At 63.6% G+C, this 13,133-nt stretch carries 12 protein-coding genes; 4 read left to right on the top strand and 8 right to left on the bottom strand.

Features of this window, described 5'->3' with window-relative positions; genetic code table 11:
* The first annotated feature begins 37 nt into the window (after nt 1-37).
* The 3 genes from ACGYLA_RS14430 (at nt 38) to ACGYLA_RS14420 (ending at nt 4,609) form a co-directional block, all read left to right on the top strand.
* Nucleotides 38-1,330: a capsule biosynthesis protein gene (locus tag ACGYLA_RS14430; RefSeq protein ID WP_394433425.1), complete on the top strand. Its 1,293-nt coding sequence runs from the start codon at nt 38-40 to the stop codon at nt 1,328-1,330.
* Between the two features lie 114 nt (nt 1,331-1,444).
* On the top strand, nt 1,445-2,575 hold the full coding sequence (locus tag ACGYLA_RS14425; protein ID WP_394412893.1) for a polysaccharide biosynthesis/export family protein: 1,131 nt from the start codon (nt 1,445-1,447) through the stop codon (nt 2,573-2,575).
* Nucleotides 2,576-2,584: 9 nt separating this feature from the next.
* Nucleotides 2,585-4,609, top strand: coding sequence for a capsular polysaccharide biosynthesis protein (locus tag ACGYLA_RS14420; RefSeq protein ID WP_394433424.1), 2,025 nt, complete (start codon nt 2,585-2,587; stop codon nt 4,607-4,609).
* Between the two features lie 3 nt (nt 4,610-4,612).
* Here ACGYLA_RS14420 and ribD read toward each other — a convergent pair whose 3' ends face one another.
* Both ribD and nrdR read right to left on the bottom strand, forming a co-directional pair.
* Nucleotides 4,613-5,692, bottom strand: a complete 1,080-nt coding sequence (ribD, locus tag ACGYLA_RS14415; RefSeq protein WP_394433450.1) for a bifunctional diaminohydroxyphosphoribosylaminopyrimidine deaminase/5-amino-6-(5-phosphoribosylamino)uracil reductase RibD — start codon at nt 5,690-5,692, stop codon at nt 4,613-4,615.
* A gap of 29 nt (nt 5,693-5,721) precedes the next feature.
* A complete protein-coding gene (gene nrdR, locus ACGYLA_RS14410) occupies nt 5,722-6,189 on the bottom strand; it encodes a transcriptional regulator NrdR (RefSeq protein ID WP_067264800.1) in 468 nt (155 codons plus the stop codon).
* Between the two features lie 186 nt (nt 6,190-6,375).
* Here nrdR and ACGYLA_RS14405 point away from each other — a divergent pair, with 186 nt between their 5' ends.
* Complete coding sequence (locus tag ACGYLA_RS14405; protein WP_394433422.1) at nt 6,376-7,047, top strand: SDR family oxidoreductase; 672 nt, start codon at nt 6,376-6,378, stop codon at nt 7,045-7,047.
* Nucleotides 7,048-7,065: 18 nt separating this feature from the next.
* Here the strand turns inward: ACGYLA_RS14405 and ACGYLA_RS14400 are convergent, their stop codons facing one another.
* The 6 genes from ACGYLA_RS14400 to ACGYLA_RS14375 form a co-directional block, all read right to left on the bottom strand.
* Nucleotides 7,066-7,482: a secondary thiamine-phosphate synthase enzyme YjbQ gene (locus tag ACGYLA_RS14400; protein WP_394419230.1), complete on the bottom strand. Its 417-nt coding sequence runs from the start codon at nt 7,480-7,482 to the stop codon at nt 7,066-7,068.
* A 1-nt stretch (nt 7,483) separates the two neighbouring features.
* Nucleotides 7,484-7,963, bottom strand: a complete 480-nt coding sequence (locus tag ACGYLA_RS14395) for a hypothetical protein (protein WP_394433420.1) — start codon at nt 7,961-7,963, stop codon at nt 7,484-7,486.
* 70 nt (nt 7,964-8,033) lie between these two features.
* The gene (locus ACGYLA_RS14390; protein WP_394433418.1) at nt 8,034-8,447 is read right to left on the bottom strand and encodes a hypothetical protein; all 414 of its coding nucleotides are present in this window, start codon (nt 8,445-8,447) and stop codon (nt 8,034-8,036) included.
* 101 nt (nt 8,448-8,548) lie between these two features.
* The gene (gene rpoD / locus ACGYLA_RS14385; protein WP_394412909.1) at nt 8,549-10,531 is read right to left on the bottom strand and encodes an RNA polymerase sigma factor RpoD; all 1,983 of its coding nucleotides are present in this window, start codon (nt 10,529-10,531) and stop codon (nt 8,549-8,551) included.
* Nucleotides 10,532-10,666: 135 nt separating this feature from the next.
* Nucleotides 10,667-12,661 (bottom strand): DNA primase, encoded by a 1,995-nt coding sequence (gene dnaG / locus ACGYLA_RS14380; protein ID WP_394433416.1) that lies wholly within the window; start codon nt 12,659-12,661, stop codon nt 10,667-10,669.
* 114 nt (nt 12,662-12,775) lie between these two features.
* On the bottom strand, nt 12,776-13,084 hold the full coding sequence (locus ACGYLA_RS14375) for a hypothetical protein (RefSeq protein WP_209219329.1): 309 nt from the start codon (nt 13,082-13,084) through the stop codon (nt 12,776-12,778).
* Nucleotides 13,085-13,133: the final 49 nt, after the last annotated feature.

The following is a 13,133-nucleotide window of genomic DNA, read 5'->3' as shown; positions in this document are numbered from 1 at the left end:
GGTGGTTAAGAGGGCAAAGCCCCACCAAAGGACCAGAATGACCGTGACCGCCGCCCCGACCAGAACCTTCCTGTTCCTGCAAGGACCGCATGGCCCTTTCTTTAACAGTCTGGGCAAGATGCTGCGCCGCGCGGGGGCCGAGGTCTGGCGCGTGGGCTTCAACGCGGGCGACCGGGCCTTTTGGTTTCATCCGTCGACCTACATCCCCTATCGCGGCAGGGTCGAGGATTGGCCGGGCGTCTTTGCCAGCCTGCTGGACGACAAGCAGGTCACCGACATCGTGCTTTACGGCGACACCCGGCCCATCCACGCCGAAGCCGTAGCCGAGGCCAAGCGCCGTGGCATCACCGTCCATGTCTTCGAGGAGGGCTATATGCGGCCCTATTGGGTCACCTATGAGCGCGGCGGCTCGAACGGCAATTCGCGGCTGATGGAGATGACAATTCCCCAGATGCAGGCCGCCCTCGCCCGCTCAGACATGGAAGCCCCCCTGCCGCCGGGCCATTGGGGCGACATGCGCCACCACATCTTTTACGGCGCACTTTACCATTGGTTCGTGATGTTCCGGAACGGCGATTACCGCAATTTCAAACCGCATCGCAGCCTGCCGGTCACCAAGGAATTCCGTCTCTACCTCAAGCGGCTCTTGCTGATGCCGGTGCTGGCCGCCGACCGCCTGCTGGCCACGCTGAAAATTCGGCTGGGCGGCTTTCCCTATCATCTCGCGCTGCTGCAACTGGAGCATGATTCCTCTTTCCAGAAACATTCGCCCTTCAACACGATGGCCGATTTCCTTGAACTGGTGATCGAAGGTTTCGCCAAGGGCGCGCCGCAGCATCACCACCTCGTCATCAAGGCGCATCCTTTAGAGGATGGCCGCGTGCCGGTGCGGCGCGATGTCAAACGGGTGGCCCGGCTGCATGGCGTCTTAGACCGCGTGCATTTCGTGCGCGGCGGCAAGCTGGCGCAGCTCTTGAACGACACCCGCAGTGCGGTGACGGTGAATTCCACCGCCGGACAACAGGTGCTTTGGCGCGGCATCCCTCTCAAGGTCTTTGGCCGCGCGGTCTACTCCCAGCCCGAGTTTGTCTCGGACCAGTCGCTGCCGGATTTCTTTGCCGCCGCCAACCGCCCCGACAACCGCGCCTATAAGGACTACCGCCGCTATCTGCTTGAAACCTCTCAGGTTCCCGGCGGTTTCTATGCCGCACGCGGGCGGCGGCAATTGCTGCGCCAAGTGGTCGATATGATGCTCGCACCCGATGATCCATATGACGCGCTGGAACAGGGCACCGCGGCCCCTCGGCAACAGTTGCGGGTCGTCACCTGAGTTAACCCATTCCGCCCTGTAGATTTTTTCGCTAGGCTGCGCTAAGTTGCAAAGTAATACGTCATGACAATTGGCGATTTCGAGGCAGATATTTCAGGTCGAGGAGACCGGGCAGTGAAATCCGTATCTTTCCGGTGGGCGCGCCCCATCGCAGCGCTGGCGGCGGTGGCCGTCATCTCATCATGTGGCTTGCCACAGGTCGGACCGAACAAACGGCAAATCTATGCAGGCTCTGTTCAGCGCGAGGGCGATGCTTTTGTCGTCAGCGTGAATGACCGTGTGACCCGCGCCACCGCCGTAGCCCCCGCGCTCGGCTTTTCGGAAAGCTTCAAGAATGCGGGCCGGGTCGGTTCCGACACGATCCAGCCGGGCGACATCCTTGGCATCACGGTTTATGAGAACGTGGACGATCCGCTTCTCGGCGTCGAAGGCGCCCCGGCCACCATGCTGGAAGAGGTGCAGGTCGACGGCGCGGGCTTTATCTTTATCCCCTACGCGGGCCGCATTCGCGCTGCGGGCAACACGCCCGAGGCGATCCGCCGCATCATCACCAACAAGCTCGGCGAGCAGACCCCTGACCCGCAGGTCGAAGTGCGCCGCGCCGCCGGTGACGGCTCGACCGTCTCGCTCATTGGTTCCATCGGGGCGCAGGGCGTCTACCCGATCGAACGGCCGACCCGCACGTTGGCCGCCATGCTGGCACGCGCGGGCGGTGTGACCATCATCCCCGAAATTGCGCAGGTCACCGTGATCCGCGGCGGGCAGCGCGGTAAGATTTGGTTCCAAGACCTCTATGACCACCCCGAACTCGACATCGCCCTGCGGCCGGGCGACCGGATTTTGGTCGAGGAAGACACCCGTTCCTTCACCGCGCTTGGCGCCACCGGCGGACAGGCCCGCGTGCCCTTTGAATCGCAAAACCTCTCGCTCTTGGAAGGCATCGCGCAGGTGGGCGGGCTCAGCCCCCTCTCGGCCGACCCCACCGGCGTTTTCGTGTTCCGCAATGAGCCTGAGGAAGTCGCCGAACAGGTGCTGGGGCGCAGCGATCTGACCGGCGCGCAGCGCATGGTCTATGTCACCGACCTGACCAAACCCAACGGCATGTTCATGGCCCGCGATTTCGTGATCCGTGACGGCGATACGATCTATGTGACCGAAGCGCCCTTCACCCAGTGGAGCAAGGTAATCTCGGCCATCACTGGCACGGCGGGTTCGGCGGATAGTATCACCTCGCTGACCGAATGAGCCACCCCGGTGGCATTCGAAGCTGACCCATACCAATACCCCGCCGCCGGTCCCGAAAGGAGCCGGCGGCTTTTCGTATATAACGGCGGCTTTCTGACGCAGCGCCGTCTGCGGCGCATCCTGCAACTCTCGGGCCATTCCCTGCGCCTCGGCCTGCCCGGGCCGGATGATGCGGTGGCGGTCTGGGGCAACTCCCCCACCGCGCATCGCGGACTGGCCGTGGCGGCCAAACGCGGCGTGCCGGTGATCCGGGTGGAGGACGCATGGCTGCGCTCGCTCCACCCCGGTCGCGCGGGCGAGCCGCCCTTGGGCCTGCTGATCGACAGCCGGGGGGCGCATTTCGACCCTGCCCAGCCCTCAGACCTCGAAGAGCTGCTCGCCCATCACCCGCTGGACGATACCGCCCTTCTGGACCGTGCCCGGGGCGGCATGGCGCAGATGGCCGAGGCGCATCTGACAAAATATGCGGGCTTTGACCCCGACATGCCCGCGCCGGAGCCGGGCTATGTGTTGGTGATCGACCAGACCCGCGGCGACGCCTCCGTCACCGCCTCGAACGCGGATCGCGCGCGGTTTCTGGAAATGCTCGTCTTCGCGCAAGAGGAACACCCCGGCGCGCGGGTCATCATCAAGAGCCACCCCGAGACGGCACAGGGCTACCGCGCCGGGCATTACGGCCCCGAGGATACCAACGAGCGGATCAGCCTGCTGACCGATCCCATCAGCCCTTGGGCGCTGTTCGAAGGGGCGGTGGGTGTCTACACCGTCTCATCGCAAATGGGGTTCGAGGCGATCTTTGCCGGCCACAGGCCGCGCGTCTTCGGCCAGCCCTTCTATGCCGGTTGGGGGCTGACGGATGATGAGTTCCCCGTCCAACGCCGCCAGCGCCGCCTCAGCCGCGCGCAACTCTTCGCCGCCGCGATGATCCTCTATCCGACGTGGTACGATCCCTATCGCGACCAGCTCGGCAGTTTCGAGACGGCCTTCACCGCCCTCGCCGCGCAGGCCCGCGCGTGGCGAGAGGATCATCGCGGCTGGGACGCATGGGGCATGCGCCTGTGGAAGCGCCGCCCGCTGCAACAGTTCTTCGGTACGGCCACGCCCATCCGCTTTCGCAAAGGCGCGGCAGAGGCCCCCGAACCGCCCCGCCGCGCCATGGTTTGGGCCAGCAAGGCTGACGTAGCGCCACAAGGCGCCATGCGGGTCGAGGACGGGTTTCTGCGCTCGCGCGGGCTGGGGGCCGAACTGGTCCCGCCCCTGTCGCTGGTCTGTGACGATCTGGGCATTTACTACGATCCCCAAGGGCCGAGCCGGTTGGAAAAATGGATCGAGAAACGCGCCGACCTGCGCCCCGATCAACTGGCCCGCGCCCGCGCGCTGATCGCGGCGCTCACCGGGGCGGGCCTCAGCAAATACAACCTCGGCGGTGCCGCGCCCGACCTACCGCCGGGGCGGCGCATCCTCGTCCCGGGACAGGTCGAAGACGACGCCTCCATCCTCACCGGCACGGGCGATGTGTGCAGCAACGCGGCCCTGCTGGCCGCCGCACGCGCCGCAAACCCGGATGCCGTGATCCTCTACAAACCCCACCCTGATGTCGAAGCGGGCCTGCGCAAAGGCCCAACCGAGGCGCGCGAGGCCGATCTGATCCTGCACCGGGCCGACCCGGTGGCGCTTCTGGGCCAAGTCGACGCGGTTTGGACCATGACCTCCCTCTTGGGGTTCGAAGCGCTCCTGCGCCGGGTGCCGGTGGTGACCTTGGGCGCGCCTTTCTACGCGGGCTGGGGGCTGACCGAAGACAGGGGCGATGTGCCCCCCCGCCGCCGCGCGACACCGACGCTCGAAGGGCTTGTTCATGCCGCGCTCATCGATTACCCGCGCTACCGCGACCCGGTCAGCGGCTTGCCCTGCCCTGTCGAAGTGGTGGTCGAACGGCTGGCCGCGGGCCGCCTGCCCCGCGCCGAGTTGGGCAACCGGATGCTATCGAAGCTCCAAGGGGTCTTTGCCAGCCAGAGCCACCTCTGGCGGCGATAGCGCTCAATCGGCTGCGTTGCGCCGCCAAATGTGCAGGAGGTCCGGCCCGATCTGCTGGCTGGATTGCAGCGCAAAGCGCGGGGCCTCGGCCAGCCGCGACAGGCCAAGCGCCCCGATGCCGGGCAGACCTTCGGCCCCGATCACCAGCCCGGCGGTGAACCCCACCAGCCGGTCGACCAAATCCGCCTCGATGAGCGAGGCGGCCAAGGCGCTCCCCCCCTCGCAGAAAATCCTTGTGAGACCATGCGCCGCCAATTGCCGCATCACATCCTGCGGGTCCAACTGCGCCCCGCGTGCGGCACAGGGCAACAGCGTCGCCCCCAGATCGGTCCAGGCTTTGACCAAAGTCGGATCGGCATCCGCCCCATGGCAAAGGATCAAGGGCACCTGAGCCGCCGTGCGGGCCAGTTGCCCCATCAACGGCAGGTCGAGCCTGCGAGAGACGACAACGCGCGCCGGTTGCTGGGCAAGCCCGAGACCGCGCACCGTCAGGCTTGGGTCATCCTTGCGGGCGGTGCCCGCCCCGACCATCACCGCGTCATGACGACTGCGCATGGCATGGGTCAGCCGCCGCGCGGGAGCGTCGGTGATCCACTGGCTTTCCCCCGTGCCGGTGGCGATGCGCCCATCAAAGGAATTGGCCAGCTTCAGCGTCAGCATCGGGCGGCCCAGATCGGTGCGGCAGAAGAAACCGGCGTTATCCGCGCGGGCCGCATCCTCGTGCAGCCCGACTGAGACCTCGATCCCGGCATCTTGCAACATCGCGATGCCGCGCCCGTTGACCCGCGCGTCGTCATCCTGCGTCGCGATCACCACCCGCGCCACGCCTGCGTCGATCAGCGCCTGCGCACAGGGCGGCGTTTTGCCGTGGTGGGAGCAGGGTTCAAGCGTGACATAGACCGTCGCCCCCCGCGCCGCCGCACCCGCCTGCGCCAGCGCCTGCGGCTCGGCATGGGGGCGCCCGCCCGGCTGGGTCCAACCGCGCCCGACGATCCGCGTGCCTTGCACGATGACGCAGCCCACCGCCGGATTGGGCCAGACATTGCCCTGCCCGCGCCGCCCCAAGGACAGCGCCAGCGCCATATACCGCGCGTCGCTCACCCTCTCGCCGGTCACTCTTCCGGCAGGGCGTCGGGCCGCAGTTCTTGAACGAATTTGTCGAAATCGTCCGCGGCTTGGAAGTTCTTGTAAACAGAGGCGAAACGCACATAGGCCACGGTGTCGATCCGGGCCAGCGCCTCCATCACGATCTCACCGATATGTTTCGAACTGATGTCGGTCTCGCCCATGCTTTCCAACCGGCGCACGATGCCCGAGATCATCTGATCGATACGTTCGGGATCAATGGGGCGTTTCTGCATGGAGATGCGGATCGAGCGTTCCAGCTTGTCGCGGTCAAAATCCTCGCGCTTGCCGGAGGTTTTGATGACCACAAGGTCGCGCAGTTGCACCCGTTCGTAGGTGGTGAAGCGGCCCCCGCAGGCCGGGCAGAACCGTCTGCGCCGGATCGAGACGTGATCCTCGGCCGGGCGGCTGTCTTTCACTTGGGTGTCGATATTTCCGCAAAACGGGCAGCGCATCGGCCGTCCCCCTCTTCATCCTGCCTCACTTGTGGGGCGCGCGGCCCTCTTGTCAAAACTTATAGGGGAGCCGCGAGGTTTTGGGTAGAGAAGATTTCCACAGCTATATCTTGCGTTCAAAAATGTGTCATGGACCCAACGCCATGCCCCTGCGTTGGTCAGCGAAGGCTATAAACGGAGCATACCATGACCAAGACACTTTTCCTGACCGGCGCTTCCAGCGGGATCGGCGCCGCCACCGCCCGCGCCGCCGCCAAGGCGGGCTGGAACATCGGCCTTTTCGCCCGAAGCGAAGAGAAATTGAACGCCCTCGCCGATGAGATCGGCGATCAGGCGTTGGTGCTGGTGGGCGACGCCACCGATTACGACGGGCAGAAACAGGCAATCGACAAACTGGCCGACCACTTCGGACAGGTTGACGCCGCCTTTGCCAACGCCGGGCGCGGCACCAGCCCGGCGGGGACAGAGAATGGCGACCCGCAGGATTGGAAAGCGATGGTCGAGCTCAACATCATGGGCGCGCTCTATACCGCCCATGCCGCCATGCCGCATCTGCGCAAGACCACGGGGCAATATATCGTGACCGGTTCTGCTGCCGGACGGCGTCATATCCAAGGGTCGATCTACGGGGCGACCAAGTGGTTTATCCACGGCTACGCAGGTAACCTGGCGGATGAGATGGCCGAATGGGGTGGCCGCTGCATGGTGGTCTCACCCGGCATGGTCGACACCGCCTTTTTCGACGAGGCCAAACCCGACAAGCTGCAACCTGAGGACGTGGCAGATGCGGTGATGCATGCGCTCGAAGCGCCCGCGCGGGCGGCGGTGCGGGAAATTCATCTGATGCCGACGGGGTGACCCCTGCCCGGTCCGGCGTCAGTCGGGCCGGAAATGTGCCGCGATGCGCCGCTGATGCGGGGCGTCGCGGTGCTCGAACAGATAGATGCCCTGCCATGTGCCCAACATCATTTGGCCCCGCGCGACGGGGATGCTAAGGCTCACCGGCAGGACTGAGGCTTTGATATGCGCGGGCATGTCATCCGGCCCTTCCAGCAGATGCGTGAGATAGCGCATCTCCGGCGCATTTGCAGGCGGCACCAGCCGCGCGAAATAGGCCAAGAGATCGCGCTGCACGTCCGGGTCCGCGTTCTCTTGGATCAGCAGCGATGCCGAGGTGTGTCGGACCAGTAGCGTTAGCAATCCATCCCTCTGCCCCGCAAGCCATCGGGCCACGTCATCCGTGAACTCGTAGAGCGCCTGACCGCGGGTTTGAATGGTAAAGGCTGTCTGCATTTCAGCAACCTCCCCACCGCTGCGCGTCGATGTCCCAACATTGGCCTGCCGCCTCTTTCGCGTCGCTTATGGCAAAGAGGCCCAGTTCCGCTGACCCCCTGTCGCAGGAAAGCGAGGCGATCTCGCGCCCATTCTCGCGCACCGTCACCCCGCCATCGCTGACCTGATCGAGTTTGTCGAAAGAGCTATGGACCTCATATGTAAAAGCGCCATTCCGAAAGGTCGTGCTTTCCCAAATGGCGCGACCTATGCCCGGCCAAGGCTGATGCGCCACCTCCGTAATCGGGGCGCTCAGGGTCAGACCGGGCGCGTCAGCCGGGCCGAAGCGGTAGATCACCTCTTCCCCGTCGAGGCAGACCTCCAACTGCTTTGCCCCTTGGTCAATCGTACAGGTCAGAACCGTGGCGCTGCGCTGGTGGCAGTGGGCATGGGCTTGGCTGATGCCAAGGGTCAGAAACAGGCTGGCGAGTAGAAAACGCATGAGATCAATCCGTCGTAACAATATACGCAGAATAAGCCCGCCACCGCGTAAAAACAACGGCTTGCCCGGTTCAGAAATCCCGCAACTCAATTATGCGATCCAGACAGAACTGCCGCGCATGGTGGCTGGGCAAGTTCTCTCCCGCGCGGTTGATGGTGACAGAATAGGACTTCCCCATATCGCCGCTCGCCCGCTCAGGATTGGTGGTGTAAACCACGCCGGTACGGCCCACACCGCTCACCGACGGGCCGCGGGGGGTTTTGATATAAAGCCGCTCCCCGCGCGGAAGGCCCAGCACGTCCTGCGCAAACTCCGCCGCGGCGCACCAGATGTGACGCGCACCCGCTCCGTGGTCTTCGATCACCTCGAACTCCTGCGCGGTGAGGGGCACGACGATCAGCCGGTTCTCGGCCCGGTAGGCCTGTGCGGCGGCTTGCAGCGGCAGCATAAGACAAAGAAGGGTAAGGACAGTTTTGCGCATCATGGGAACCTTCTTGGGATACCCCCTTGATGTAAGCGGCGCGGGCGGCAGGTCAAAGACCCGTCCCGCAAAAGAAAACGCGGCCACCGGGGCCGCGTTTTGGCTTATTGGTCCAAGAAGCTGCGCAGCTTGCGCGAGCGGCTCGGATGTTTGAGCTTGCGCAGTGCCTTGGCTTCGATCTGGCGAATACGTTCGCGCGTGACCGAGAATTGCTGGCCGACCTCTTCGAGCGTGTGGTCGGTGTTCATGCCGATACCGAAACGCATCCGTAGCACACGTTCCTCGCGGGGCGTGAGCGAGGACAGCACCCGCGTCGTGGTCTCCTTGAGGTTTTCCTGAATGGCACTGTCGAGCGGCAGCACGGCATTCTTGTCCTCAATGAAGTCACCCAGCTGGCTGTCTTCCTCGTCGCCGATGGGCGTCTCAAGGCTGATCGGCTCCTTGGCGATCTTCATCACCTTGCGGACCTTTTCGAGCGGCATTTGCAGCTTCTCGGCCAGTTCCTCCGGCGTCGGCTCGCGGCCAATCTCGTGCAGCATCTGGCGACCGGTGCGCACCAGCTTGTTGATCGTCTCGATCATATGGACCGGAATACGGATCGTGCGGGCCTGATCCGCGATCGAGCGGGTGATCGCCTGACGGATCCACCAAGTCGCGTAGGTGCTGAATTTGTAGCCGCGACGATACTCGAACTTGTCTACGGCCTTCATCAGGCCGATGTTGCCTTCCTGAATAAGATCAAGGAATTGCAGACCCCGGTTCGTGTACTTCTTGGCGATGGAGATGACGAGGCGCAGGTTCGCTTCGACCATCTCTTTCTTGGCCTGACGGGCTTCTTTCTCACCCTTCTGGACCTGCTGCACGATGCGGCGGAATTCCGAGATGTCGAGGCCGACGTATTGGCCAACCTGCGCCATGTCGGCGCGCAGTTCTTCGACCTTTTCGGAGGAGCGTTCGATGAACATCTGCCAGCCACGACCGGACTTCTCGGCCATCCGCTCCATCCAGTTGGGATCAAGCTCATAGCCGCGATAGTTGTCGACGAATTCCTTGCGGTTGATGCGCGCCTGATCGGCGAGCTTCACCATGGCGCTGTCGATCTGCATAATGCGGCGGTTGATGCCGTAAAGCTGGTCGATCAGCGCTTCGATACGGTTGTTGTGCAGGTGGAGGTCGTTCACCAAAAGCACGATTTCCGACCGCAGCTTCTGATAGGTCTCTTCCTGTTCCTTGGTGAAAGAGCCGTCTTCGTTCAGCGTGGCCGAGATGCGGCTGTCCTGCATCGCGCTGAGCTTTTCATAGTCATCCGCGATGATGTCGAGCGCTTCGAGAACCTGAGGCTTCAGCGCCGCTTCCATGGCCGCAAGGCTCATGTTGGCCTGTTCGTCCTCGTCGTCGTCGTCATCCGACGAGATCGGATTGCCGTCGGCGTCATATTCGGGCTTGGACTCTTCGGTCTTGCTCTCGGCCCCGGCGGCGGGGGCGACGACCGGAGAGGTCTCCTCCTCATCGCCCATCTGTGTGCCAAAGGTCGCCTCAAGGTCGATCACATCGCGCAGCAGAATGTCTTCAGACAGAAGTTCGTCACGCCAGATGGTGATCGCCTGGAAGGTCAGCGGGCTTTCGCAAAGTCCCGCGATCATGGTGTTGCGGCCAGCTTCGATCCGCTTGGCAATGGCGATCTCGCCCTCGCGGCTCAGCAGTTCGACACTGCCCATCTCGCGCAGGTACATGCGCACCGGGTCATCGGTGCGGTCGAGCTTCTCGGAGGTGCCCGAAGACAGCGCCACATCGCGGTTGGACTCAGTGGTCGCAACCTCGGTCGAGCCTTTGTTCTCTTCCTCTTCGGCTTCCTCGTCTTCGATGATGTTGATGCCCATTTCCGAGAGCATCGACATCACGTCTTCGATCTGTTCCGAGCTGACCTGATCGGGCGGCAGCACCGTGTTCAGCTGATCATAGGTGATATAGCCCTTCTCGCGGGCCTCACCGATCATCTTCTTCACGGCGGCTTGGCTCATGTCGAGCGAGTGGCCGGCCTCTGAATCGTTGCTCTTTGCGTCGTCATTCGTATCTTTGGCAGCCATCTCATGCTCCTTCAGCGCGTCAGCGCGAATCATCCGCAGACGATTCGGTTTTCCGAATCATGCGGGGTTATGGGTGATTCTTAAACCCGTTGCCCAGCATTTTCAAAAAGTCCTGCAAATGGGCCACGCCGATGCTCATCCGCGGCCCTTTGACTTGTCATATTTAATCGTTCCCAACAGCGCGTCCAATGCGCTGCGCTCATCGCGGTCCATCGTCATGCCGTTGTCGCCCACGTCGAATTCCCCGTTGCTTTCTTCCTGTGCGCTGCGGCGGGCAAGATCGGCAGCACGGGCCGCTTCGCTCAAACGCCAGGTGACCCCCTCATCCGCCGGGCCGCTGAGGTCTTCGACGGCTTCGGCGATCTCTTCGTTCAGCCCACGGGCAGCATCCAGTTTGGCCAGTTCCTCGGCCACGGTCAGGCGGGTCATGTCCACGTTGCCGGGATTGCGGATGCAGGGCGTGATGGCAACGTGGCGTTGCCCCTTCATATTTTCAAGTGTCTCCCAGCCGAGGGAATAGGAAATCTCCTCGCGCAGCGTCTCTTCGCCCGCATGGCCAAAGCGCAGCAGCAGATCGCGCAGCCGCGCGTGATCGGGATCATCGCAGCGCATCGCCTCTAACCCGGTCTCAAAGGTCTCGACCAACTGCGGGCAATCGACAAGGGCCACAAGGATCACCGCCTCGCGCAGATGCATGCCCACCTGCTCATCGCTCATCGCCACGAGGGCGGAGGCTTTGGTGCTGGCCAGCGGGGCCAGCGGCGCGCCCCAAGCAGCACCCTTGCCGCCTTTGCCCTTGCCCGGCGCTTTGCCCCCGCCGGGGCGAAATTCGGGCCGTTTCTTTTGCGGACGGAACAGCTCCCACCGCAGATCCTTGATCTCTTGCCCATAATGGCTGCGGATCGACGGGTCGCGGATCAACTTGATCTTTTCGCGCAGGCTTTTGTCCAGCGCCGCCTTGCGTTCGGGGCTGTCGAAAACCTTGCCTTCGGTCTCACGCTGCCACAGCAGGCGCACCATGGGCAGGGCATTGTCCAAGAGCTTTTGCAAGGCCCCCGCCCCCTGCGCGCGCAGCAGATCGTCGGGGTCCTGCCCCTCGGGCATCACGGCGAAACGCAGGCTTTGCCCGGCCTCCAACAGCGGAAGCGCCAGATCAATCAATCGGAGCGCGGCGCGTTGGCCCGCCGCATCGCCATCCAGCGTGATGATCGGCTCAGGCGCGATACGCCACAACATCTGCAATTGGTTCTCGGTGATCGCAGTGCCCAAGGGGGCCACGGCCCCTTCGAACCCCACCCCATGCAGGGCGATCACATCCATATAGCCTTCGGCAACGATCAACGGTTGTCCCCGACCAGCGGCGGCCCGGGCCTCTTTGACGTTATAAAGGCTCCGGCCCTTGTCGAAGAGTTCGGTCTCGGGCGAGTTGAGGTATTTCGCCTTATCCTCCGGGTCCATCGCGCGACCGCCAAAGGCAATCGCCCGGCCCCGCGCGTCACGGATCGGGAACATGATGCGCCCCCGGAACGTGTCATAGGGTTTTCCGCCCTTGGACGAGGGTTTCGCCAGCCCCGCGCCGAGAATCAACTCATCCGCGACGCCCTTGGCTTTCAGCGCATCCCAAAGCCCCTGCCAACTGTTCGGAGCAAAGCCAATTTCCCAATGGGCCTGCGCCTGTTCCGACAACCCGCGCTTAGTCAGATAGTCGCGCGCCGCGCCCGCAGCCCCGGTGCGCAGTTGCAGGCGAAACCACTGCACCGCCTGCTCCATCACCTCGGCCAGTTGCGTGCGTTTGTCGGCCTTGGCCTGCGCGCGGGGGTCTTGCTTGGGGATCGGCATGCCGACTTCGCGGGCGATGATTTCCACCGCTTCCATGAAGCTCACATTCTCGGTCTCGCGCACGAAAGAGATCGCATCCCCCTTCGCGTGGCAGCCAAAGCAGTAGTAGAACCCTTTACGATCATCGACGTGAAAGCTGGCGGATTTTTCCTGATGGAAGGGGCATGGCGCCCACATGTCGCCCTTGCCCTGATTGGACTTTCGGTTGTCCCAAACAACCTTGCGCCCCACCACCTGAGACAGGCTGGCGCGGTCACGCAGTTCTTCCAAAAATCCGGGGGGCAGGCTCATGGCTTCATATACCGGCTGGGGCAGTTCAGAGTCCAGAGGAGGCAGAGCGGCAGCGGGCGGTAAAACGCCCCATTTGCCGGGCAGCGCCCCCTGCCCGGCACGGCGTTGTTCAGCCTATTGGGCGAGGCACATTTCTTTCCACGCGGCGGCGAGATCGTTCTTTTTAACGTCGCGCATTTTCATCTCGTAGACCCAAGGGGTCACCAGCGGGATCGCGGTGTTGAAGCTTTCGGGCCATGTCGCCTTGGCCTTCACGGCGGCGGGGACTTGGCGTTCCTTCACCCGGTCGAGGCGGGCCTGCTGCACGGCGGCGACCACGGCGGCCTGATGCATGCAGCTCGTCTCTTTCTTCGAGGCCGCCAGCGCCGGGCCCGAGACCGCCATGCTGATCGCGGCCAATGCGGCGAAAATTGTTTTGTTCATGTCTATGCTCCGTTGTTTGCCTAACGGGGATTCGGGCCCCTGCCGCACA

This window comes from Sulfitobacter sp. 1A13679 (assembly GCF_043557115.1).
Classification (GTDB): domain Bacteria; phylum Pseudomonadota; class Alphaproteobacteria; order Rhodobacterales; family Rhodobacteraceae; genus Sulfitobacter; species Sulfitobacter faviae.
Note: the sequence above shows the minus strand (reverse complement) of the source record. Positions and strands in the feature narration are given on the sequence as shown.